At 54.1% G+C, this 25,020-nt stretch carries 15 protein-coding genes; 6 read left to right on the top strand and 9 right to left on the bottom strand.

Going from position 1 to position 25,020, the window contains the following annotated elements; genetic code table 11:
- Positions 1-4: 4 nt before the first annotated feature.
- The 3 genes from yidD to rpmH are packed head-to-tail and all read right to left on the bottom strand — an operon-like array spanning position 5 to position 855.
- Complete coding sequence (yidD, locus tag ACTH3S_RS05535; protein ID WP_441808029.1) at positions 5-298, bottom strand: membrane protein insertion efficiency factor YidD; 294 nt, start codon at positions 296-298, stop codon at positions 5-7.
- A complete protein-coding gene (gene rnpA, locus ACTH3S_RS05530; protein WP_441808028.1) occupies positions 298-705 on the bottom strand; it encodes a ribonuclease P protein component in 408 nt (135 codons plus the stop codon). The genes yidD and rnpA overlap by 1 nt, the downstream gene beginning before the upstream one ends.
- 15 nt (positions 706-720) lie before the next feature.
- Entirely contained in the window at positions 721-855 is a 135-nt protein-coding gene (rpmH, locus tag ACTH3S_RS05525; RefSeq protein ID WP_008172542.1) for a 50S ribosomal protein L34, read from the bottom strand.
- A 689-nt stretch (positions 856-1,544) separates the two neighbouring features.
- Between rpmH and dnaA the strand changes: the two genes are divergently transcribed.
- The 5 genes from dnaA to gyrB all read left to right on the top strand — a co-directional run bounded on the left by dnaA (position 1,545) and on the right by gyrB (position 9,176).
- Positions 1,545-2,996 carry a chromosomal replication initiator protein DnaA gene (dnaA, locus tag ACTH3S_RS05520; protein WP_441808038.1) on the top strand — a complete coding sequence of 484 codons (1,452 nt, stop codon included), beginning with the start codon at positions 1,545-1,547 and terminating at the stop codon, positions 2,994-2,996.
- Between the two features lie 40 nt (positions 2,997-3,036).
- Positions 3,037-4,140, top strand: coding sequence for a DNA polymerase III subunit beta (gene dnaN / locus ACTH3S_RS05515; RefSeq protein WP_441808027.1), 1,104 nt, complete (start codon positions 3,037-3,039; stop codon positions 4,138-4,140).
- Positions 4,141-4,154: 14 nt separating this feature from the next.
- On the top strand, positions 4,155-5,426 hold the full coding sequence (locus ACTH3S_RS05510) for an ABC1 kinase family protein (protein ID WP_441808026.1): 1,272 nt from the start codon (positions 4,155-4,157) through the stop codon (positions 5,424-5,426).
- Between the two features lie 124 nt (positions 5,427-5,550).
- A complete protein-coding gene (recF, locus tag ACTH3S_RS05505) occupies positions 5,551-6,684 on the top strand; it encodes a DNA replication/repair protein RecF (RefSeq protein WP_441808025.1) in 1,134 nt (377 codons plus the stop codon).
- A gap of 77 nt (positions 6,685-6,761) precedes the next feature.
- Positions 6,762-9,176: a DNA topoisomerase (ATP-hydrolyzing) subunit B gene (gyrB, locus tag ACTH3S_RS05500; RefSeq protein ID WP_441808024.1), complete on the top strand. Its 2,415-nt coding sequence runs from the start codon at positions 6,762-6,764 to the stop codon at positions 9,174-9,176.
- A gap of 93 nt (positions 9,177-9,269) precedes the next feature.
- On the opposite strand, the gene ACTH3S_RS05495 is transcribed toward gyrB, so the two are convergent.
- The 3 genes from ACTH3S_RS05495 to ACTH3S_RS05485 all read right to left on the bottom strand — a co-directional run bounded on the left by ACTH3S_RS05495 (position 9,270) and on the right by ACTH3S_RS05485 (position 13,300).
- Positions 9,270-10,034, bottom strand: coding sequence for a VC0807 family protein (locus ACTH3S_RS05495; RefSeq protein WP_441808023.1), 765 nt, complete (start codon positions 10,032-10,034; stop codon positions 9,270-9,272).
- Positions 10,035-10,139: 105 nt separating this feature from the next.
- Positions 10,140-11,417: a 4-aminobutyrate--2-oxoglutarate transaminase gene (gene gabT, locus ACTH3S_RS05490; protein WP_441808022.1), complete on the bottom strand. Its 1,278-nt coding sequence runs from the start codon at positions 11,415-11,417 to the stop codon at positions 10,140-10,142.
- Positions 11,418-11,563: 146 nt separating this feature from the next.
- Positions 11,564-13,300: an ABC transporter transmembrane domain-containing protein gene (locus ACTH3S_RS05485; RefSeq protein WP_441808037.1), complete on the bottom strand. Its 1,737-nt coding sequence runs from the start codon at positions 13,298-13,300 to the stop codon at positions 11,564-11,566.
- 230 nt (positions 13,301-13,530) lie between these two features.
- Here ACTH3S_RS05485 and ACTH3S_RS05480 point away from each other — a divergent pair, with 230 nt between their 5' ends.
- Complete coding sequence (locus ACTH3S_RS05480) at positions 13,531-15,327, top strand: ABCB family ABC transporter ATP-binding protein/permease (protein WP_441808021.1); 1,797 nt, start codon at positions 13,531-13,533, stop codon at positions 15,325-15,327.
- Here ACTH3S_RS05480 and recD read toward each other — a convergent pair.
- From recD to recC, 3 genes are read right to left on the bottom strand one after another with little or no spacing between them, the layout of a single operon-like run.
- Positions 15,320-17,659, bottom strand: a complete 2,340-nt coding sequence (recD, locus tag ACTH3S_RS05475; protein WP_441808020.1) for an exodeoxyribonuclease V subunit alpha — start codon at positions 17,657-17,659, stop codon at positions 15,320-15,322. The genes ACTH3S_RS05480 and recD overlap by 8 nt on opposite strands.
- Entirely contained in the window at positions 17,656-21,387 is a 3,732-nt protein-coding gene (gene recB, locus ACTH3S_RS05470; protein WP_441808019.1) for an exodeoxyribonuclease V subunit beta, read from the bottom strand. Before recB ends, recD begins: the two co-directional genes overlap by 4 nt.
- The gene (gene recC / locus ACTH3S_RS05465) at positions 21,384-24,974 is read right to left on the bottom strand and encodes an exodeoxyribonuclease V subunit gamma (RefSeq protein WP_441808018.1); all 3,591 of its coding nucleotides are present in this window, start codon (positions 24,972-24,974) and stop codon (positions 21,384-21,386) included. Before recC ends, recB begins: the two co-directional genes overlap by 4 nt.
- Between the last annotated feature and the right edge of the window lie 46 nt (positions 24,975-25,020).

The following is a 25,020-nucleotide window of genomic DNA, read 5'->3' as shown; positions in this document are numbered from 1 at the left end:
AGAGTTACTGTCTGGTCTGGGTTGTTATAGGGGAATGGTCAGCCTGAGGGCAACACGGTGCTATGCCTGCCTGCGGCGATTGTACGGTATCTGGTATTGGATCATAACCGCCTTCTGCCCAGGGATGGCATCTCAACAGGCGCTTTACTGAAAGGTATACGCCTTTCAGAGAACCGTGATGAGAGATGGCTTCCACAGCGTATTGTGAACAGGTTGGATAGTGACGGCAATGACTGACCATTAGCGGACTGATGGCATACTGGTAAAAGCGGACAGGAAGAAGAAGCAACTTACGCATTAACCTGTTCCCTCACCGGCAGATGAAGGCTCTGCTGGTTGAGATGACGGCAGCTGATGATACTTTTTTGTCAGCCGGTGCCAGATGCCATTCAGAGACGAGCGAACTGTCTGGTTATCCAGAGCTGCGAGCCCTTGGCGACCAAGAACGATAATGTCCATTCCAGGAAGTTCAGGCTGGTGTCGGAAAGTTTCCCGCACCTGACGTTTAATCCGGTTTCGCTGTACGGCAAGTTTCAGGTTCCTTTTCGCAAAAACAAGACCGACCCTGGCATGCCCGAGGTTATTCGGAGTAGCCAGGATCAGAAAATTCTTGTGCGGAACCTTCAACTGTACGTCGTCGAAGACTTTGCCGTAATCAGCAGGCCGTAAGAGACGATGTGATTTCGGGAAATTCAAAGCCTTCATAAGGCGAACGACAGATTACGCAGACAGACGAGCACGGCCTTTGGCACGGCGACGAGAAATTACCTTGCGGCCGTTGGCAGTAGCCATACGGGCACGGAAACCGTGAACGCGCTTACGCTTCAGGACGCTTGGTTGAAACGTTCTTTTCATGGTGACTATCTCACAATTCGTGTGTTGGACATTCAGGAGTTGGCTGGGAAATTAATAGCCAAAACAGGAGCGGCATTCTATTCAAGTTTTCCCGTAGGTTCAATGTTTATTGATACGGAGTTATCCCGATGGGAAATTTGACTGCTGGATCGTTTCAAAAGTGTTCGCAAATTTGAAGGCCAGTTGACGAGTAATAGTATCTATAGGTCTTTTTTATAATTCTTTTAAAGATTCTATTATTACTGTTATTACAGAGGCCATTTTCTGTGGAAAAGCCAATATTTCAAACTGAAATCAACATCCTGTCGCATTTACAAGAGTTAGGAAAAGTAGGCTTAAGGCCTGTGGACGAGCGAAGGATGGATTGTGGAGAAGTCAGAGGCAGATGAAACTCATAAGTTATCCACCAAGAGACCTAATGGTTACACACAGAGCTGAGGGCCGGTTGTGCACACAGGTGTGTTGATAACTTTTAATGAGAATTTTCTGTACACAAGGCTGTATATAAGTTTTTAACCAGATGATAATAAACAATATAAATTTCCACAGGGTGTTTATGATGCTGCGTTTACCCTTTCACTGGAGAGGCCAGCAGGTTAGAATCCTTGGTCATCTTTCGGGATCGGGCATCCTCAGTCCGGTTCGAGAAATTTATGAGTTATCGGGAGCGGACTGTCGTGCCGAACGGTATGTGGCATCAATGTCTTGAAGTACTCCGGGATGAGTTTCCCGCACAACAGTTTAATACCTGGCTCAGGCCCCTTCAGTCTGATCATCGGGAGGGGCAACTGATGCTATTTGCACCTAATCGGTTTGTGATGGATTGGGTCAATGAAAAGTACCTGCGACGTATAGAAGAAGTTCTCAAGGATTTGAATGGTGGGCAGGCACCAAGAGTGAGCATGAGGGTCGGCTCCGCTCCCCGGGAAGACGAACCGGTGAAGCGCTCAGAAACTGCTCAGCAGGGATCAGCACAGCGAGTGCAGGATGAGACAGGCAGCAGAGTGACCGAAGAAGAGAAAGGTGTGGCGGTTACTGCGAGTGGCCGGCCTGCGCAGAGTAGGGGGTATGGATCTGCAACACCCCGGCGCCAGGTTCAAGTAGAAGGTGATATCAAACATCAGAGCTTTCTCAATGAAGGCTTCACGTTTGATACGTTTGTAGAAGGTAAGTCGAACCAGCTTGCCAGGGCTGCTTCAATGCAGGTGGCTGAAAACCCAGGTGGTGCCTATAACCCGCTATTTTTGTACGGTGGCGTAGGTTTGGGTAAAACCCACCTGATGCACGCCATCGGAAATGAGATTGTACGGCGCAACCCTAATGCTAAAGTTGCGTATTTGCGCTCGGAACGGTTTGTTGCAGACATGGTCAAGGCGCTGCAACTGAATGCGATCAGTGAATTCAAACGGTACTACCGTTCCGTAGACGCGTTATTGATTGATGATATTCAGTTTTTTGCCCGCAAAGAGCGTTCCCAAGAAGAATTTTTCCACACCTTTAACGCGTTGCTTGAGGGTGGGCAACAGGTCATCGTAACCTGTGATCGATTTCCAAAAGAAATCATCGATATGGAGGAGCGCCTGAAGTCTCGTTTTGGCTGGGGACTCACGGTGATGGTTGAGCCGCCAGAGCTGGAAACGCGGGTGGCGATTTTGATGAAAAAGGCGGAGCAGACCAATGTTAAATTGAGCAGCGAAGCGGCATTTTTCATTGCTCAAAAAATTCGCTCTAACGTGAGAGAGCTTGAAGGCGCGCTACGTTTGGTGATAGCGAATGCTCACTTTACAGGTTCTGAAATTACGCCGCCGTTTATCAGGGAAAGCTTGAAAGATCTGCTTGCGCTGCATGAAAAACAGGTAAGTATCGATAACATTCAGCGCACAGTGGCTGAGTACTATAAAATCAAGATTGCGGATCTGCACTCCAAACGGCGCACCCGGGTGGTTACCCGGCCTCGGCAAGTGGCTATGTCGCTCTCGAAAGAGTTGACCAATCACAGTCTGCCGGAAATTGGAGATGCGTTTGGGGGCCGCGATCACACAACTGTTTTGCATGCATGTAAGAAAATCGTGGAGCTTCAGGAGACAGATCCTGGGATCCGCGAAGACTATAAGAACTTCATGAGATTGCTAACCACCTGAACACCACATTCATCCTTCCAACAACAGAAAGCTGAGTGACATGAAACTGACGATCAGCCGTGAATCCCTGCTCACACCGTTGCAAAGTATTGCCGGTGTCGTTGAAAAAAAGCAGACCATGCCGGTGCTTTCCAATGTGCTGCTGGTAGCCGAAGACAACACTCTGGTTTTGACCGGGACGAATATGGAAGTGGAGCTGGTAGGACGGATAACGCCTGTCCATGTTGACCAGCCCGGGCAGATTACCGTACCGGCCAGAAAACTTTCAGACATTTGCCGGGCGCTGGGCGATGAAGCGCCAATAGAACTGGTGCTTGAAGGCGATAGGCTGCATATACGCAGTGGCGCAAGCCATTTCACGTTGTCTACACTACCGGCCGAGCACTTCCCTAATGTGGAAGATGAACCAGAGAGCTTCCGTCTTGAACTGCCCCAGAAAGAACTTGAGCGCATGTTTGATGCGACGGCTTTCGCCATGGCTCAGCAGGACGTTCGTTATTACCTGAACGGTTTGCTGTTGGAAGTGGACAAGGATCATGTGCGCACAGTGGCCACTGACGGTCACCGACTGGCCATGGCTCATGTTGAGCTGAATACCGGTTGTGCCGAACCGAAGCAGGTTATTGTGCCTCGTAAGGGCGTTCTGGAGCTTTCACGGTTGCTGGATGACGTGGAGACACCGGTCACGTTGGTTATCGGAGATAATCATCTGCGGGCGACGGTTGGGTCCTATACGTTTACCTCCAAACTGATTGAAGGAAAATTCCCGGATTACAACCGGGTGATTCCCCGTGGTGGCGATAAGATAGTTCTGGCAGATAGAGCCACCTTGAAGAACACACTTCAGCGGGCCGGCATTTTGTCCCATGAAAACATCCGTGGTGTTCGCTTGAACTTGGCAACGAATGAGCTTCAAGTGTTTGCCAACAACCCGGACCAGGAACAGGCCGAAGACGCCCTGTCAGTGGATTATCAGGGCGAATCCCTACAGATTGGTTTTAATGTAGGCTACTTAGTAGATGTCATGAACGCGCTGGATGATGAGCAGGTGAAAATCACACTCTCCAATCCGAACAGTAGCGCACTGATCGAATCGCAAATCGATAGCCGCTGTCTCTATGTGGTTATGCCAATGAGGCTATAGGAGAAGAATCGATAATGGGCACCGTAACGAACGGAATCAAAGGCGCGTTCAGAATTGGGCAAACACTTTCTGTACTTGGCCGAACCGGTGTCAAATGGGTGGGGGGTGATCGTCCCCCTGCCCCGCGCCTGTTGCGTCAAACGTTCGAATCCTTGGGTGCAACCTACATCAAACTTGGGCAGTTCATTGCCAGTTCCCCGACCTTCTTCCCGAAGGAATACGTGGAAGAATTTCAGTACTGCTTGGATCGCACGCCCAATCTGCCGTTTGGTGTAATAAAGCGCATTATTCGTGATGAACTGGATCGGCCCATTGATGAGGTGTTCTCGGAGATTGATCCGGTAGCGCTGGCTTCAGCATCCATTGCACAGGTTCACGCGGCGCGGCTGGTTACTGGTGAAGATGTTGTGATCAAGGTGCAGAAGCCGGGTGTTGAAAATATCCTGCTAACCGACCTGAACTTTCTGTATCTCTCAGCGAGAATTCTTGAGACTTTGGCTCCAAAGCTTTCTTGGACTTCGCTCTCAGGTATTGTTGAAGAAATTCAACGCACTATGATGGAGGAATGCGACTTTATTAAGGAGGCAAACAACCTTAAAGTGTTTCGGAGGTTTCTCCACGACACCCATAATGAAGACGCTACGGTTCCCGAGGTTTACGAACATGCCAGCACCCGTCGGATACTTACCATGGAACGTTTCCACGGCGTACCTTTAACAGATCTTGAAAGTATTCGTGGTTACGCTAAAGATCCTGAGCGGACTCTGATTACCGCAATGAATACTTGGTTTTCCAGTCTGACTCAGTGTGAGTTTTTCCATGCTGATGTGCATGCGGGCAACCTGATGGTGCTGAAAGATGGACGTATAGGGTTTATCGATTTCGGAATTGTGGGCCGAATTCGACCCGACACTTGGGAAGCGGTCAGCGATTTTATTTCTGCAGTAATGGTAGGTAATTTCGACGGTATGGCAGATGCCATGATCCGTATCGGAATCACCAACCACACGGTTCAGGCAGGTGATTTGGCGAACGATTTACGTAAGCTGTATCAACAGATGGATAAGATGGTGCCGGATCAGGTGCCTTACCAGGCGGATCAGGCAGAAGACGATGTGAATAACATTCTGATGGATATGGTTAAAGTGGGTGAAAGTCACGGGCTACACTTCCCGAGGGAGTTCGCCCTGTTGCTGAAGCAGTTCCTGTATTTTGACCGTTACGTACATATCCTTGCGCCAGAGATGGATGTTTTCATGGATGAGCGTTTGAATATGCTTCACTGAGGCGGTCGCCTTCGCTTAATTGGTTTTGTACACTAAGGGCAGCATTTCATTTTGACGGTGGGATTCTGCCTTTTTTCATGGATACGTTCCATTTCTCTTGCTGCTGCGACGAGCTGTCCTTTTTATGGCGCTGGTAAAACTGCATACCGAGTTTTTTCGCAATCTATCCCCCGCTGAACCTGCATCGTTCTCCCCTTCTTTTAATCTGCTATACGGTGCCAACGGCAGCGGGAAGACCAGTGTACTAGAAGCTATTGGTTATCTTGGCCTTGGCCGATCCTTTCGGATTAATAGGCACCAGGCGGTAGTTCAGCACGGCCAACAGCGGTTCACCGTTTTTGGTGGCTTGGATCACGGGTTTGATGAAGAGCGGAATGCGCTCTCTTCACATGCCCTTGCTCACCGGTTAGGAATCTCTAGAGATGTGGCCCAGAAAGAAACCACTTTGCGCGTTGATGGCGAAGGTGTACGGAGCCTTTCCTCTCTTGCAATGCATCTGCCCGTGTCAGTCATTGACCCAGGTGTATTCGATATTGTGGCCGGTGGTCCTGGAAAGCGTCGTCAATTTCTCGATTGGGCAGTGTTCCACGTGGAACCTTCCTTCGCCTCAAGCTGGCAACAGTGCCAGAGGGTCACATCACAGCGGAATCAAACGCTGAGAAATGGTAGACTAGACGAATCCATGTTGCGCATCTGGGATGCTCAGTACGCAGCACTGAGCGAAAGAATCAGCGAAGCCCGAAAAGTCGCCTTTGATCAGTTCAAAAGTGCGTTCGACGGTTTGGTTCACGAGGTGGATGTGAGCTGGACGGATGAGTTGAAACTGGAGTTTTACCCTGGGTGGGATACCAGTCAATCACTGGTAGATGTGCTTGTTCGCCACCGGGAACAGGAAACTCGCATGGGACACACCCTTTATGGGCCAAACCGTGCGGATATCCGGATCAGATTTCAAGGACGACCGGTGGCGGAAACGTTTTCCCGCGGCCAGCAAAAGACCCTCGTTATACTGATGAAAATTGCCCAAAGTATGGTGTTGAACGGTCTTGGGAAACAGGTCAGTTTTCTGATTGATGACATCAATGCCGAATTGGATGAGAGCCATAGAACAATGTTGGCTCGCAAGTTACAGGAATTACGTTGCCAGGTGTTTATTACCTCCATTGAACATCCCGACCCAGAGTCGTTGTGGCAGGGGAGTCAGACACCTGATTACCGAATGTTCCACGTGGAACATGGCAAATTGAAGGAAGAATAAAACCGGCTTATCAAGCCCTTAGCCTGCGAGATGCGGTTTGGGGAAAGCGCCGGCCCTTACGCTTCAGGAGTTTCTTAATGAGTGAATCGAGCTACAATTCTGCCAGCATCAAAGTTCTGAAAGGGCTGGATGCGGTACGGAAACGGCCAGGGATGTACATCGGCGATACGGATGATGGTACCGGCCTGCACCACATGGTGTTTGAATTGGTGGATAACTCCATCGATGAAGCTCTGGCAGGGTACTGCTCCGAAATCGGGATTATCATTCATCCCGATGAATCGATAAGTGTCCAAGACAATGGCCGTGGCATTCCTGTGGATATTCATGAGGAAGAAGGCGTATCCGCTGCTGAAGTTATCATGACAGTACTCCACGCCGGCGGTAAGTTTGATGATAACTCCTATAAGGTTTCCGGTGGTCTTCACGGTGTAGGCGTTTCCGTTGTAAATGCTCTGTCCTCTACCCTTACCCTGACCATCCGTCGCGAAGGAAAGGTGTACGAGCAGACCTACACACACGGTGTACCAAACGCGCCTTTGGCGCCGGTCGGTGAGACAGACGCTTCTGGTACTCGGGTACACTTTATTCCGTCGCCCGAGACGTTTACCCATATTGAGTTCCACTACGATATTCTGGCAAAACGCATTCGGGAGTTGGCGTTTCTAAACAGCGGTGTGCGTATCCGCTTGACAGACGAGCGTAGCGGTAAAGAAGAAATCTTCGAATACGAAGGCGGTTTACGTGCATTTGTTGAGCACCTCAATGCAAACAAAACGCCCATTAACCGGGTTTTCCACTTCACCCGTGAGCGTGAAGACGGCATTGTGGTGGAAGTTTCCATGCAGTGGAACGACGCTTTTCAAGAAAATATTTATTGTTTCACCAATAATATTCCCCAACGGGATGGCGGCACGCACTTGGCCGGTTTCCGTTCCGCGCTTACCCGCTCGCTGAATACGTACATTGAGCATGAAGGTTTGGGTAAGAAGGCTAAGGTCAGCACCTCCGGTGATGACGCTCGGGAAGGGCTAACAGCAATTATCAGTGTGAAAGTGCCCGATCCTAAGTTTTCTTCACAAACAAAAGACAAGTTGGTGTCTTCGGAAGTGAAAACGGCTGTTGAGCAGGAGCTCTATCATTGCTTTGCAGAGTATCTGCAAGAGCAGCCTAACGAAGCCAGACTTATCGTTAATAAGATGATTGAAGCCGCACGGGCCCGTGAAGCTGCTCGTAAAGCCCGGGATATGACTCGTCGAAAAGGCGCGCTGGATATTGCCGGCTTGCCAGGCAAACTGGCTGATTGCCAAGAGAAAGACCCTGCCCTCTCTGAACTGTTCATAGTGGAGGGTGACTCGGCCGGCGGTAGCGCCAAACAGGGCCGAGACCGCAAAACCCAAGCGATTCTGCCGCTTAAAGGTAAAATCCTGAACGTCGAGAAAGCACGCTTTGACAAGATGCTATCCTCCGCCGAAGTGGGCACACTAATCACCGCATTGGGTTGTGGTATCGGCCGCGAGGAGTTCAACGCAGATAAGCTGCGGTATCACTCCATTATTATCATGACGGACGCCGATGTGGACGGTTCCCACATTCGTACTCTGCTGCTGACATTCCTGTTCCGTCAGATGCGGGAAATCATTGAACGTGGCCATGTGTTCATCGCTATGCCGCCGCTTTACAAGGTGAAGCGTGGCAAACAAGAGCAATACCTGAAGGACGAGAAGGCAAAAGAGGCTTATCTCACTCAGACGTCTCTAGAGGGCGCACAGCTGTATGTGAACCCTGAAGCACCTTCCATCAAGGACTCCGCTCTTGAAACCATGGTGCAGGATTATCAGACGGTTATGGCGATGATTGATCGCTTATCTCGCGCCTATCCAGCGAAAGTACTGGAGCAGATGCTGCATAACGATACGTTGAAGGCAGAACATCTAAAGGACGAGGAAACGGTTGCTGCTTGGGCTACTCGTTTGGGTGATGGGCTAGATGTCGATACTCGCACGGGTACCAAGTACACCTTCTCTGTGGCCAAGGACAATGAGCGTGAGCTCTATCTGCCAAAAGTAACCATCTATGTGCACGGAATTCCGTACGAGCACACATTTAGCCATGATTTCTTTGATTCGCCATCTTATGGCGCTATTGCACGCCTTGGCGAAACTCTGAACGGGCTTATCGAAGAAGGTGCTTACGTTCAGCGTGGTGAGCGTAAACAGGCGGTGCTGTCGTTTGAGGGGGCATTGCAGTGGCTGATGAAGGAGGCTCAGCGTGGTCTGAATATCCAACGCTACAAGGGCTTGGGTGAGATGAACCCAGATCAGTTGTGGGAAACCACCATGGATCCTGACTCGCGTCGGATGATGAAAGTAAAGATTGAAGATGCCATTGCGGCAGACCAAATCTTCACCACGTTGATGGGCGACGATGTTGAACCGCGACGTAACTTTATCCAGACAAATGCGCTGGAAGTGACCAATCTAGACATCTAACATTGTTCAGATTGGTAAAAAAAACGGCCAGAGTAGCGATACTCTGGCCGTTTTTTTAATCCCAAAAGTGCTGTATGTAGATGGAATATAGGATTATTTACCGGATGCGGAGCCTGATGAGTTGGCTTTTCCCTTCTCTTTTTCTGCCAAATGAGGAGCCATCACCTCTTCTAGGGTATAACCCGTCAGCCGGCGAATGGTTCGCCACAGGTAATAGAAGATAAGCATCATCATGATCATGGACGGGATGGCTATCATTGGGTAGCTCACAAGAGTCATCCGGCCGAGCTCTTCATTGAAGGCTTGGGTACCGGAAGGGCTTACCACTATCCAGCGGGCAATTACGTAGTTCATGATGGATGAAAACAGAAAGGTGCCGGAAAAGAAGTAGCTCGCGTTCAGCAAGCGCCCTTCAAACTCTTCCACGTGGTTTTGTTCTTCCAACGTTTTTTGAATCTTTGCCACATCGAGCACGTTGGGGTTGTAGAGGAGGGTGCGAACCAGAGGGTACTTTGTGCGGGTAGAGGCCAACACTGCCAAGCCAATAATGGCGGGAATGGCTGCCTCTTTTATCGCCAGCCAGCCGGCGTCCAGCTCTAGCAAGCCAATACCACCGGTGAGCCCGACACTTACCAAGCCAAGCACGGCTATAAAATTCTTTTTGCGATAGCGAATCAGCTCGAACAACCCCCAACCAAGAGGGAATGCTAAACCAAGAATCAGGGCATTAACGCTGCCAAGATGCTCGTCGCCGCTGAATTTCATCAGAATAACGGAGGGGATGACAATACTGACCAGCAGATCAACCCATGGCCTGGGTTTGTGCTCGGGTACAGATGTGGTGTTCGGTGAAGTCATGGCTCTGCCTGGTTGGTGAAACAACTACAGCCAGTATACGACGAACTCCATAAAAAAACCGAACCCGGAGGTTCGGTTTTATAACCTTCAGTCTTCGTGAATTTATCAGGCGCCGGCTTCTTTCAGGCACTCTTCTACAATCACCAAGCCTTCCTCAAGGATGGAGTCCTCAATGGTGACCGGCATCAGGAAGCGCAGTGTGTTGCCATACATGCCACAGCTCAGAAGGATAAGGCCCTTCTCCTTCGCTTTCTTGGTAATCGCTGCAGCCATTTCTGGCATAGGCTTGCGGTTTTCTTTGCTCTCAACCATCTCGAATGCCGCCATGGGCCCGAGGCAGCGAACGTTATCCACATGGGTGAACTGTTCTTGCCATTGGTTGAAACGCTGCTCCAGCTTCTCTCCCAAGCCAACGCTCTTGCCCAGAATGTCCTCATCCTTGAACACCTCGAACACGGCCAAGGCCGCAGCACAGGCGGTTGGGCTACCTGTATAGGTGCCGCCCAGAGAATTGGGGCCTGACGCATCCATGACTTTGTCGGTACCCACGATCGCCGAAATTGGCATGCCATCGGCCATACTCTTGGCCATGGTGATGATGTCTGGCTCAACACCGCTGTGCTCAATGGCGAACATCTTGCCGGTACGGCCAAAGCCACTTTGCACTTCATCGACAATCAGCAGAATGCCGTTGTCATCACAAATTTTCCGGAGTGCTTTGAGGAAACTGGTTGGTGCTGCGTAAAAACCACCCTCACCCAGTACCGGCTCAAGCACAATGGCCGCCGTCTGGTTTGCCGGAGAATCAGCTTTCATTGTCATCTGCAAACCACGTAAAGCTTCATCCTCACTCACGCCGTGATAGGGCACAGGATAAGGTGCCCGGAATACGGTGCCTGGCATGGGGCCAAAGTCTGTCTGGTAAGGCGCTGCCTTGCCATTCATCGCCATGGTCATGAAGGTACGGCCGTGATAGCCACCGTTGAAGCAGATTACGTTGGTGCGACCGGTGGCTGCACGGGCAATCTTAAGGGCGTTTTCCAGGGCTTCAGCGCCTGAGTTGGCCAGCATCACTTTGGCGTGGCCTTTTACCGGCGTAACTTCACTTAGCTTTTGAGCCAAACGTACGTAGCCCTCATAGGGCATAACCGTTTGGCAGGTGTGCATCAGTTTATCCAGTTGGGCTTTCACCGCCTCAACTACTTTTGGGTGCCGGTGACCGATGTTGAGAACACCGATGCCGCCGGCAAAGTCGATCATTCGTTTGCCGTCCGCGTCCCACAGTTCTGAATTGGTTGCGTGGTCAGCAAATTGCTCATTGGGACTTGCCGCGCCTGCCGCAACATAGCGTTCTTTGAGTGCCTGCAATTCTTTGTTGCTCACTTTGCCATTCTCCCTGTGTCTTCAATTAAACGGTTTCGCTAACAGTATAGCTCTTCATAACCAGTGTAGGGTGTCGCAACCAGTGTAGGGTGTTACAACCAGTCTAGAAAGTACTGGTGAATGACACAATCAAATCACGCCGAATATTATGTCGGTGGTTCCCGAAACTGTAACGCCGCCAAGCGCCGATATAGTGGGTTGGTTTGTATCAGCTCATCATGGCTTCCCACCGCCAACAAACGGCCCTGATCCAGAACGGCGATGCGATCGGCATCCCGCACGGTGGCCAGTCTGTGAGCAATCACCAACGTGGTTCTGCCAGAGGTAAGCGCCGGCATGGCTTGCTGAATCAGGCTCTCGCTTTCCGCATCTAGAGCACTGGTGGCTTCGTCCAATAGCAAAATGGGCGCATCGGCGAGCAGCGCTCGGGCAATAGCGAGTCGTTGCTTCTGGCCACCAGAGAGTCCCAGCCCGGCATCCCCCAAGCGGGTGAGATAGCCTTCAGGCAGTTTTTCGATGAATTCATGTGCGTGAGCAATACGAGCGGCCTTCTCAACATCGGCTTGACTGGCGTTTGGCCGTGCGTAGCGAATGTTGTCTGCCACGGTGCCGTGGAACAGTGCCGGGTTCTGGGGTACCAGTGAAAAGCAGTTGCGTAGAGCGTTTAGTGACACGGTAGCGCTGTTTGTGCCGTCAATGTGAATGGTGCCGCTGTCGGGTTGGTAGAAATGCAGCAACAGATCAAACAGCGTAGATTTACCGGCGCCGGAGGGGCCCACCAGCGCCAATGTTTCCCCGGCCCGAACCTGCAGGCAGATATCAGCCAGTGCCGCGTGTTCACTGCGACCGGGATAGTGGAACGTGAGCCCATCGATACGAATATCCCCGCCAATGGCGTTGGGAAATTCATTAGCTTCTAACTCTGATGGCCGATCAAACCCAGGCTTGGTCTGCAACAATTCAAACAAACGAGCCGCAGAGCCAGCCGCCCGTTGCAGCTCGCCAATTACCTCACTGATGGCCCCGGCAGCTACCCCTACCAGCAAACTGTAGAACACAAAAGCCGCCAGCTCCCCCGGCGTAATCCGCCCGTGAATAACATCCAGGCCGCCAATCCAGATCACAATGCCAACAGCACCCATAACCAACGAAATAGCCAGAGTTGTCAGCCAGGCGCGCTGCCGGATGCGCTCGCGGGCAATGTCGAAAGCCTTTTCAGACACACCTGCAAAAAAGCGCCGGTCGTGGGGTTGGTGATTGAAGGCCTGCACGGTTTTGATCTGTGTGAGGTTTTCACCCACGTAACTGCCTACGTCCGCCACTCTATCTTGGCTGAGCCGTGACAGTTGTCGAACCCGTCGACCGAAAAAAAGGATGGGCACGATCACCAGCGGAAAGCCCAGCAGAATGATGCCAGCGAGTTTGGCGTTGGTGATGAACAGCAACAATAGCCCACCTGCCAGCATCAACGCGTTGCGCAAGGCAATGGACACGGTAGAGCCGATCACCGATTGCAGCACCGTGGTATCTGCAGTAAAACGGGATTGAATTTCCAAGGCCCGGTTCTGCTCGAAAAATCCCGGGTGCAGGTCAATCAGATGATTGAAGACCTGTTTGCGAATATCTGCAACTACCCGTTCGCCGATCCAGGACACCAAATAAAAACGTGCGAATGACCCAAACGCCAGCCCCAGAACAAGAACGAAAAACAACCCTACAGCCCGGGCGAGATTGTCAGGGGACTGAGTAGCCAACCCTTGGTCCACCAATATCCTCAGTCCCTGCCCTAACCCGAGCGTGATGCCGGCGGTGATAACCAGTGCAACCAGAGCCCCGGCCACGGCCTTTCGATAGGGGCTAACAAATCCGATGACCAGTTTCAGAGCCTGCCGCTTGCGAGTGTTAATGATGTGTCTCCTGGTTGGGAAAAGTCTCGGTATGTTAATAGCTGCCATGTTGTAAGCAGTCGCAGTGTCATAAAAGGGCGCGGTGCTATAAAAAGTTGCGGTGCTGTAAAATGCGCCGGTACTGTAAACTCAGGCAGTTATACGAATGCTGCTTGCGACGAGCCTTATCATACGCTTGTCCCCTCGTTGAAAATGAAGGAATGTCCGTGCGCGCTTACGCTGATAGTGAATACTCTGCTAGCCAAAAACCGAATTGGAAAGTGATCGCCGGGCTTTGGCCCTATTTGGCAGAGTTTCGTGGGCGAGTAATTCTGTCCGTTGCCTTCCTGATACTGGCAAAACTGGCCACGGTCGCAACCCCTGTAGCGCTGAAGTATATTGTGGATTACTTGGATCAGGGCCGAGAAAGTGGCGAACTACTGCTGTGGATACCCGTGGTGCTGGTGGTCGCCTATGGCGTGTTGCGGTTTGCCAGCACGCTGTTCAGTGAGTTGCGAGACGCAGTGTTTGCGCGGGTTGCCGAGCGGGCCATGCGGCGGGTATCGCTGCGGGTGTTCCGCCATCTACACGACCGTGAACTGGCCTTTCATCTGGATCGCAAAACTGGCGGTCTGGCCCGGGACATTGAGCGGGGCACCACCGGTATCAGCTTTTTGCTGCGCTTTACCCTGTTCAACATTATTCCCACGTTGCTGGAAATCGTTATGGTGGCGGGCATTTTGCTGGTGGCGTTTAATGCCAGCTACGTGCTGGCCATCCTCATAGCCGTGGTGGTGTATATCGCGTTTTCAATTGTGGTGACCGAGTGGCGAACCAAGTTTGTGCGCGAAGCCAACGCCCGGGATAACCAGTCCAACTCCCGTGCAATAGACAGCCTGCTTAATTACGAGACCGTGAAGTACTTCAACAATGAAACCTTTGAAGCCAAGCTTTACGATCAGGATCTTGCCGGCTGGGAGCAGGCGCGTCTCAAAAACCGCCTGTCCCTGGCCGCGCTCAATACCGGCCAGGCGCTGATTATCGGCGCGGCGATGATTATCATCATGGTGATGGCCGTGCAAGAAGTGGCCAGTGGCGCGATTACTCTGGGTGATTTCACCATGGTAAACGCCTACCTGCTTCAGCTATTTATTCCGCTGAATGCCTTGGGTTTTGTGTACCGGGAAATCCGCCAATCTTTGGTGAATGTAGAGCGCTTGTTTGGCCTGCTGGATGAAAAACCCGCCATTGAAGATACGAAAGAGGCACCGGTCTTGGCAGTGGATAAAGCGAAGGTAGGCTTCCATCACGTGCATTTTTCCTACCGCGCGGATCGCCCGATTCTGCAGGATGTAGACTTCTCCATACCCGCCGGGCACACAGTGGCGGTTGTGGGTGCCAGTGGCGCCGGAAAATCCACCCTTGCCCGTTTACTATTCCGCTTTTTTGATGTGGATAAAGGCAGTATCACTATCGACGGCCAGGATATTCGCAAGGTTAATCAGGACAGCCTGCGTGCGGCCATAGGCGTGGTTCCGCAAGACACGGTGTTGTTCAACGACACCCTATACCGCAACCTGGCCTACGGCCGCCCAGAGGCCACAGAAGCCGACGTGCATCACGCAGCTAAACAGGCCCGGCTAGATGGCTTCATCCGCAGTCTACCTGAGGGCTACGACACCAAAGTAGGCGAGCGCGGCTTGAAGCTTTCCGGCGGTGAAAAACAGCGCGTGGCCATTGCCCGCGTGCTGCTGAAAAATCCACCGCTGTTGATTCTCGACGAAGCCACCTCGTCACTGGATTCCATCTCCGAGCAGGCTATTTTGGGTGCGCTCAACGAAGTCAGCAGCCAGCGCACCACATTGGTTATCGCGCACCGGTTATCCACCGTGCGCGATGCTGATTCTATTTTGGTGATGGATCACGGCCAGATTGTGGAGAGTGGCGGGCACAGTGAGTTGCTGGCTAAAAACGGTTATTACGCCAGGTTGTGGCTGCAGCAGCATAACTCCGAGTCTAATTGAGGCTCCGAACAGCAAGAACCGAAGCCAATCCCGAAGCCCGCACAACCCTCTGGCCCACACTTTCGCTAAACACGCTGGCATCGCCGGTTATCAGGCTGAACCAGTTTTTAGCACGGGTAATGCCGGTGTATACCAATTCTCGTGTTAGCACCGGGCTTAGCCGGTCTGGCAGCACCATGCAGGTGTGATTGAATTCTGAGCCCTGGGACTTGTGCACCGTCATGGCGTACACGGTTTCCAATTGCTGTAGCCGGCTGGGTGAAATCCAGCGGATATTGTCGCTGCCATCACTGGCCGGGAAGGCTACCCGCAGCACGGATTCCGGGTTGTCGCCGCCGCTTTGGGGCTCAGCGCCCCAGGGCAGGCTGAAGGTAATGCCTACGTCGCCATTCATCAGCCCCAGGTTGTAATCGTTGCCGGTAATCAGCACCGGGCGCCCCGCATACCAGCCTTCAGCCCGTGGGATCAGCCTTTGAGCCAGTAGGTGCTGGGCGATCAAATCGTTCAGGCCTTCTACGCCCCAGGGGCCGCGCCGTAATGCACACAACACCTGAAAGTCACTGAAAGCTTTCAAGACAGATGTCGCCAGCTCGTCCCAGTGTTCGGTGGTGCTGTTGCTGTCCAGACTGTGATTCTGCATCAGCGTTAAGTAATGGCGGTAACCTACAGGCGGCGGCAGAGGTTGATCGTTGGCATCTATTCGCCCTTCCCCACTATTGCGGAATGCTTCGGGACTTCCGTCAACCACATGGCGGAAGATCAGTGCTTGAGTGGTTTCCAAAGACGGCCTGTTGTTATGGCCGTTTAGCCACACCACATCCTCAAACTCCGCATCGCGGGCTTGTTTTAGCGTGCTGGCATTCAAGGTGTTGGTGTTGACCGCTTCGGCCAAATGACGAATGCCACTGCCTTCGGCAAAGCGATAACTCTTGCGCAACATGGCCACGGCTTGATCCAGTTGTTGGCCTTCGGAGTCTTGAAGGTCCGACGGAATCTCGCTTCCGGTGATGGTTTTCAGCCATTGCACAGTTTGCGGCTGATAATGCCCGTCTGGCCCGCGCTGGCACAGTTCGCCCAGCACCGCGCCGGCGTCTACCGAGGCCAGTTGGTCTTTATCGCCCAGCAGAATCAGTTGCGCATTAGCGGGCAGGGCGTCAAACACCGAGGCCATCAAGTCCAGATCTACCATGGAGGCTTCGTCGATCACCAGAATATCCACCAGCAGCGGATTGTCGCAGTTGTGGCGGAATTGTCGGGTGTCTGGGCGGCTGCCCAAAAGCCGGTGCAGGGTGGTTACTTTGGTGGGAATGTCTGTCAGAGAGACTTGCCCCGGCAGCTGAGCCAGCGGCAAGCGGCTGACGGCACCGCCAATGGATTCGTTCAATCGCGCAGCGGCTTTGCCGGTGGGGGCGGCTAGTCGTATACGGTATTTACGTCCATCCCGCTCGGCAGATTCGCCAGCGACTGACTGTAGAGCGGCAAGCAAGTTCACCACGGTGGTGGTTTTGCCGGTGCCGGGACCACCAGTGATCACTGCGAAACGATTGCGGGCTGCCAGCGCGCAAGCGAGCTTTTGATAGTCCACAGAATCGCCCACGCAGCCCTGCGATTGAGAAAGAGAACCCTGTGGCTTAAACAGTATATCCAGTGCCTGGCTCAGAGTATTGGCGGCAGGTGAGGCCGGGTCAGCCAAAGGAGATGGCTGCGCCAAACGCTGCAAAATACCGGCAGCAATCTGCTGTTCATAACGCCAGAAACGACGCAGATACAGGCGGCTGCCGTTCAGCACTAAGGGTGAAGTGTGTGAGCCATCACTTACCGCCAATGCCCCGTCCATAGCGGTTAAACATTCCTGAATAGATATGCGAGCCAAGAGGTCGCCTGGCCCGATCAGGCTTGTGCCAGCGGCAGACAGGTCTGTAGAAGATCCGGCTGAAGCTTCCCGGCTCTGAACAGGACCGGCTCCGTTTGGCTCCTCCGGAGGCAAAGACAAAGTGGTGTCCGCATCGGCCAGCAGGTTAGCCAGATCCACGCACACGTGGCCTCGGCCAACTTGATGGGAAGTCAGCGCGGCCAGCAGCAAAACCAGCGGTTTCGGTGCGTTACCCTGCTCTTCTGACAGGTCGTGAATCAGCCGCGCAAAGCGCACATCCAGTGGACGAATCCAGTCGGCTTGCTGCCAGTTATCCAACAGTTCCAAAACGGTTGCTGTCTCGTTCAGCGCCAGGCTGGTGTTGTGGTTGCTGGTTGCCACGGGTGCTAAGGGGTTGAGCTCAGGGGCGTCGTCCAGATCCAGGGCAAACTGGTTGTCGGTATTCTTGTTATTGCTCATGCCGCCACCTCCCCGGCTGCCTTGCCATCAAACATGGCATCCAGTTGTTCGATCAATGCCTTGGGCGGTTTATCGGTAAATGCCCCGGCTCCCGGTGCATGTATGCCCCGCAAAAACAGGTACACCGCGCCGCCCATGTGCTGATCGTAGTCATAATCCGGCAGTCGGGCCTTCAGCAAGCGATGTAATGCCAGCAGATAAAGCACGAATTGCAGGTCGTAACGCCGCTCCAGAATGGCATCGCCCATGGCCTGAACTGTGTAGGCGCTGTCGTTGTCGCCGAGAAAATTGGATTTGTAGTCCAGCACGTAATACAGCCCGTTGTGTTCAAATACCAGGTCGATAAAGCCTTTCAGCATGCCGTTGAAGCGCCCGCCATCCACTTGCGGCCGGTCGGCGCCGTTAAGCGTGTAGTTGGTGACCAGTTTGTCCATGGCCCGGGTGCTCACGTTGCGGCTTTCAAACCAGAACTCCAGTTCTGGTCGCAGCGTACTGAGGCTCGATAAACTAACGCTCTCATCGCCACCACGGCTCAACGACAGTGGTTGTTGGATCAGTGCAAGTATCCACTGCTCCAGAGTGTCCACCCAGTCGCTCCAGCCCCGCGTGCTGCAGCGGCGGGTGAGTTGTTCGCGCAGCTGCAAAGGGTTATCCACAACACGTTGCAAGCCTTGTTGCACACACCACTCCAGCAAATCATGCAGAAACGTGCCCGGGCCTGCGCCCTTGGGGAAACGATGCAGGCTGTTGCTGTGGTTGGGCGTAATAATCACCTCTTCCTCGTCGCTGTTGTGGGCGCCCTCTTCCCGCAGGTTTTGGGTTTCTGCGTCTTCCGCTTCGCTCCTGAACACAACGCCCGTGCCAGTGAGCCCGGTGTATTCCAGGGAGGAGTAGCTGGCAATCCACCAGTTTTCCCGGGCCTCACGGGTTGAGATAAGCGCTGGCCCCAGAGTGGCAGGGGCCTCTTCTGTGTAATGTAGGTCGGTGGCCGCCGGTAGCGGTTCAGTGCACAGTTCCGGGTGGCCACCGGTGAGCAGGTTTAGGGCATCGCTGAGCGGCGGTTGCGTGGCGGATTCATCGCCAAGCAGATACCCCAGGCCGCTAAGGTGCCAGTTTTCGATGTCTGCCACGCCCACCCATGTAGCGAAGCGGGACCGGGTCAGGGCAACGTAGAGTTTGCGGATGTCTTCCCCTAGCCGTTCCTGATCGGCCCGGGCGACGTCTTCCGGTGTTGGATCGAATACGGTGATTAATTCTGAGCTGTCGTCGTGATAACGCACGAAGGATTGTTTTTCGCTTTGGGCGCGGAATGCCGTACCAAAAGGCAAGAAAACCAACGGGTATTCCAGACCCTTGGATTTGTGCACGGTGATCACTTTTACCAGCCCTGCATCGCTTTCCAGCCGCAGGGTGCGGTGTTCGTCTTCTTCATCTGCCGCGCGCAAAATCTGGGTGAAGTGATGCACCAGGGCGTGTTCGCCATCCAGTTGCAGGCTGTCTTGCTGCAGGAGCTCCGCAATGTGCAGAATATCGGTCAACCGGCGCTCGCCGTCCGGGCGCTGTAACAAACTGCCGGGCACTTCAAAGTCCATCAAAAAACTGCGCAACATGGGCAGCACGCCCTGGCTATGCCACTGCTTCTGGTAACCCGTAAAGCGTTCGATCTCCCGCTCCAGTGCCATCTCGTCGGTGAGCAGCTGGTCCAGATAACGCCAGGGCAAACCCAGCGTAGGCGTGGCCAGTGCCGCCCGGGCGTAAGCCAGCTGTTGGGGTTCGGCAAAGGCTTTGAGCCAGCACAGCACCTCACTTGCCTCTTGGGAGGTGAGCACTGAATCCCGGTCAGAGAGATACACGCTTTTGATGCGCCTCTGGCCCAGGGCATCCCGCACCGCCGCCGCTTCGTTGCGGTTGTTCACCAGAATGGCGATGTCTTTGGGTTCTACCGGTTCTATATCATTCGGGTCACTTTCCAGAGCAAAGCCTGCCAGGTTTTGTTGGCCTAACGTGAGAAGCCGGGCGATTTCGCTGGCGCAGGTTTCGGCCACCTCGGTGGTTGCGCTGCCCTTGGCCAGGCTTTTGCGGTTGCCGTTTTTATCTTCCTCATCGCTTTCCAGTGACCACAGGGTAAGGCTGGGCTGAATGTCGCCGTTCACCGACCACAGGCGCTTGGTACCGTTGGCTTCCACGCCTTGAAATGGCAGCGGTGAGGTATCGCCCTTGCCGAACAGAAAAGCCCCTTTCGGGCTGTGTAGATCGCCATGCTCGAACACCCGGTTGACCGCTTTTACCATGGGTTTGGACGACCGGAAGTTACGGCCCAGTGTCCAGGTGCGGTCGCGGGCGCCGGTGCGGGCGTCCAGATAGGTGTAAATATCGGCGCCACGGAAACCGTAAATGGCCTGCTTGGGATCGCCGATCATCAGCAGGCAGGTGTCCGGACGGTTTTCTTCAACCCGGTAAATGCAGTTGAATATTCGATACTGCACCGGGTCTGTGTCTTGGAATTCGTCGATCAATGCCACCGGGAACTGGCGGCGGATGGTGGCGGCCAATTGATCGCCACGGGGGCCATGAAGGGCGTCATCCAGCCGGGTAAGCAGATCGTCGAAGCCCATTTCCGAGCGTTTCTGTTTTTCCGATTTCAGCCGTGCCGCAATCCAGAGGGTGGCGTGTTTTAGAATATCGGTTTCGGCGCTGGGCAGGTTGTCCGCAAAGGCGATCAGCTCTTCGATCACATCAAAGGCAGGGTGATGGGGTACATCGCCCTCGCCTTTAAGCTTACTGGCCAGTATCTCCGGCGTCTGGTTCTGGAAGCCGGCTTTCTCCAACCCTTCCGGGTACAGCTCATCGGAATCGGCCCAATCCAGCAACTTGTCCCAGGCAGCAATCATCGGCTTCATGCTGCCGCCGTGCAGGCGTTTGCTCTTGTTGAGTGCGGTCAGCATGTCGGTGACTTCGGGTTTCCAAGTAGCCCAGGAGTGTGCTTTCAGAGCCTGGGCCTGTTCTCTGCGCTTTTGCACCGTGGCCTCGATGGCCTGTTCTACATTGCCGGTAGCAACGTCAAAAGCATCGGCGTCGCCAATCAGGTTACGCACGGCGGCCCGCAGGTTGTCCGGGGTTTTCCAGTGCTCCACCACTTCGTCCATCAGCGCTGGCGATAGCGGATAGATAAACGTGCGCCAGTAATCCCGCACCACTTCGTCGAGCAGATCGCTCTGGTCGGTTTCCAGTGTCAGCCGGAACAAGCTGCCGCTGTCGAAGGCATGCTCAGTGAGCATGCGGTTACACCAGGCGTGAATGGTGGATACTGCGGCTTCGTCCATCCATTCGGCCGCCAGCAGCAGCTTTTTGCGGCAGTCTGGCCAGGTTTCCGGGTCTGGATAATGGTCGTCTCGAAGCTGATGAATCAGCGCGGTTTCTGCCGAAGGCTGAAGGCTATCTGCAGCCTCTGAAAACACCTGGGCAGCCTGGGTGAGGCGCGTGCGAATACGGTCTCGCAGCTCTTTGGTAGCTGCGTCGGTAAAGGTGACCACCAGCAGGTTTGGCGGCAGCATGCCCGCCGCTAACATACTGCCCACTGGTTGACCGTGGCCCAGCACCAAACGCACGTACAGAATGGCTATGGTGAAGGTTTTGCCGGTGCCGGCACTGGCCTCAATCAAGGTGCTGCCGTTGAGGGGCAGGGTTAGAGGATCAAGATTCGGGTTCAGATTGGTCACATCCGTCATAGCTTGCCCTCGATTTGCCCGGCGGCTGATTTGTCCTGCTCGGCTTCCCATAAAGGCACGTAAAGACCGTGCAGCAGTGCTTCAAATTCACCGCTTTCGAGTAACTTTTCAGGGGTCTCGAACGCGCCTCGCAGATAACCTGTGTCTCGCTCCAGCGCCTTGGTGTAGGCCTTTTGGGCGTCGCTGATGGCCCGCTCGTGGTCACCGAGGAATTTTTTGCTCTGGTAGAAGCTGTAAATCCAGGCGAAACCGGCCTCACAGTGTATTGGCAAGGCACGGGTACTGGCGTCGATCCAGCGTTCCAGTATCGCATCCAGGTGCTTGCTGGCGGTTTCCTGTGATAGAGGTGCAAAACGGACTTTTCGGCCTTCTTCCTTGCCCAGAATCAGCGTTTCGAAGGGTTGTTCCGTTAGCTGCCCTGCCAGATGAATCACCCAATCGCGCATCAAATTGGCGTAGCGGAGCTTTTTGCTATTGCCGCTGCCAGTGAGCAGGCTGGAACCGGCGATGACTAACCGGCAGGTGTTACCTTCAGCGTTGCGTCGCAGATTGCCAATCAAATCCAGTACTTCCACAGAGCCTGTGCTGTTGGCCAGGCTATATTCAAACTGCACAGGTTCGCTGATGGCTTCGGGCCACTCGGCCAGTGCGCTTTGATACCGCTCGAACAGATCCGGCAGGCGACCGGATAGCTCACTGCGCAGCCGGTGTTCCGTCACCCCCATGCCCAGATCGCCGCGCCTGGCCATACGGTCCAGAGTGCTTTCCAGGTGTTGGTGCAGCTCTTCTTTATCGCTGGATTTCAGCAGGCTCTGCTCAATCAGTTCGGTATCCAGACGCCAGCGGTCGAGGCCGTTCAGGTCAAAGTTCTCGGTATCTGTGTCGTCGTCTTCCACATCGTCGAAGCGCACCTGCAGGCGGCGCTGGTAAAACGTATCCACAGGCTTTTTCAGAAAGCCGGCCAGATCATTCAGGGTGATGGGTTCCTCTGGCTGCTGAAACGGCAAGTCTGCCTGTTGATGTTGAGCTGCACCATTGCCGTGGGCGCTGCGCCATTCGTGCTCGTAGGTGAACAAATTGCGGTCGTGGAGCACCTGGGCGAGGGGTTTGGGTGGGCTGCCCTCGCTATTATTTTGCCCGTTGGCCTGGGGAAAATAGTCTCGGCTGAATGGTTGTAATGGATGGCGAATGGTCAGAGCCTCGGTCACCGTCACGTCTGGCGGTTCTTTTACCTGCCAGAGACTGTCGAGGTGATCCTGCAACTGGCCAACCAGCACAGACGGCGGCCTGGGTGAGTCGTCGCGAATGCTGCGCCCTACCCAGCTGATGTACAGCTGCTCGCGAGCCGACAGCATAGCTTCGAGAAACAGGTATCGGTCGTCTTCCCGGCGGGAGCGGTCGCCGGGGCGATAATCCCGGGCCATCAAATCAAAATCCACCGGCGGTCGTGAGCGCGGATAGTCGCCATCGTTCATGCCCAGCAGACACACACTGCGGAAGGGAATCGCGCGCATGGGCATCAGCGTGGCGAAGTTTACTTTGCCGGCCAGAAAACGCTGGTTCAGGCCGCCTTCATCCAGCCCTTCCAGCAATACATCTTTCACAATGTTCAGCGGTAAGGGTTGCTCGTCTAATCCTGCCGCGAGGGTGTCATCCAGCCATTGTTCCAACTGCCGGCGGAAACGATTCAGCAATAACAGATCCTGGCCTTCTACCTTGTGGAAAAACTGCTCCAGCATGGCAGAGAACAATTCTTCCCATTGCTGCGGCGCGCGGCTGGCCTGCAATGCCTGCCACAGGGATTCCAGGCGATACACAAACTCGCCAAGGCGGCCCGCAAGGCTTGCCTGTAGCCCGCCAATTTCGCCATAGGGCTGAACTCCGGCCCAGGGGTCGTCGTCGCCCATGCCGTAGCCCAGCAGCATGGAACGCAGGCCAGATTGCCAGGTGTTGCGTTCCAGATCTGCCGGCAGCTCCAGGCTTTCCCGGTGGGCACCATGCAGGCCCCAGCGGATATTGGCGCCTTCAACCCAGCGCCTGGCCAGGGGAATTTCCTCTTCGGCAATCTCGAAACGGTCACGAATGCCGGGCACTTCTAAAAGGCTGATGATCTCGCTTACCCCAAACCGACTGCGGGGCAACGACATCAGTGTTTCCAGGGCAATCAGAACCGGCTCGTGGTTACGCTGGCCCTGATCGGAAATGGTAAACGGAATGTGGCGTTTACGCCCTGGTGAATAGCGGCCAAACACCGCCTGAATGTGGGGAGCGTACACGTTGATATCCGGCACCATTACCATCACATCCCGGGGCCGCAGTGTGGAATCGGCGTTGAAAAGGGCCAGCAGTTGATCGTGCAGAATTTCCACTTCTCGTTGGGGACTGTGGGCATCGTGAAAGGCAACCGAATGATCCTGACTCAGATCCAGCTCCCGCTGCTCATCTCGAATTTCCTGCAGCGGGGTGAGGTTGTAAATGTCGTTCTGCAACTGGTGCAGCAGACAGGGCGTCTGCCCTGTGCCGTGCTCGGAAAAGATGTCGATCTTCTGATCCGGCATCTGAAACCGGTCGCGGTACTCTTCCGGGTTGTCGAACTCGTCCAGCAGGCGAATGTAGTCCCGGCCCTGTTTGCCCCAGGCGGCCAGCAGCGGGTTGGCGTGCTGGTGTAGCTGATCCGCATCGTCAATTTTCGACAGCGTGGGGTGGCTGGTTCCGCGCTTGCGCTCGGCTTTCAGCAGTTCCCGGTCGCTAACAATGTCGGCCCAGTAAAACTGCGAGGGGTTGTGAACGCATAGCACCACCTGGCTGAAACGGCTAAGCACGTAGAGGGCTTCCAGCGCCTGGCGTGGTAGTGACGATACCCCAAACACCACAATGCGTTTGGGCAAGCGGCCGGGGTGGGCGGGTGCAGCTACACGCTGGCCTTCGGCCATAAACCGGGTATGAATCTGCGAACGGCTGGTATGGGCTTCTGCGCCCGTGTCTTCCACCAGCTTGCGCCAGAGCATCGGTTGCCAAAGGGTTTCCTTCTCAACCGGCTTTTCTTCGCTGCGGGCGGTGATCACCACATCCCGGCCCTGCTCCCAGGCGGCGAGCCAGTCAGCGCGGAACACCTGGTACTGATCGAACAAATCCGCTACTTTTTCGGCTAGTTGGAACGCCCGCAAATCCGGGTCACTGCCTTCCAGAAATCGGGCCAGCGGGTTGAATACCTCATCTGTATGCACCAGTTCTGGTAGTAGCCGGTACAGCCGCCACACCAACCGGCGTTTATCGAAAGGGGATTGCTCTGGCACCTCGCCATCCGGCAACACGGACCGGTAGGCCTGCCAGATAAACCGCGCCGGGAACAGAAAATCCATACCGGCGGCAATGCCCAGCCCGCCTTCGCTGCCATCCTCAGACCGCTTTTCCGCCAACGCCAGCTTTAACCACTGGGCAATACCGTTACTCTGCACCAGAAAGGTCTCGCTCTGCAGCGGCGGCAGCGGATTTTGTTGGCAGATAAACACCACAGCCCGGCGCAGGTCTTCCAGATGATTGGCGTGAACGGCGTGAAAACCGGGGGTAATGGCGTGTTCGGGCATGGAGTTCCTTATCGGATCATCAGTTTGATGGCAATCAGGTTGCTGT

The sequence above is a fragment of the Marinobacter sp. genome, assembly GCF_052094685.1.
GTDB lineage: Bacteria > Pseudomonadota > Gammaproteobacteria > Pseudomonadales > Oleiphilaceae > Marinobacter.
This window is presented reverse-complemented; position numbering and strand designations above follow the sequence as displayed.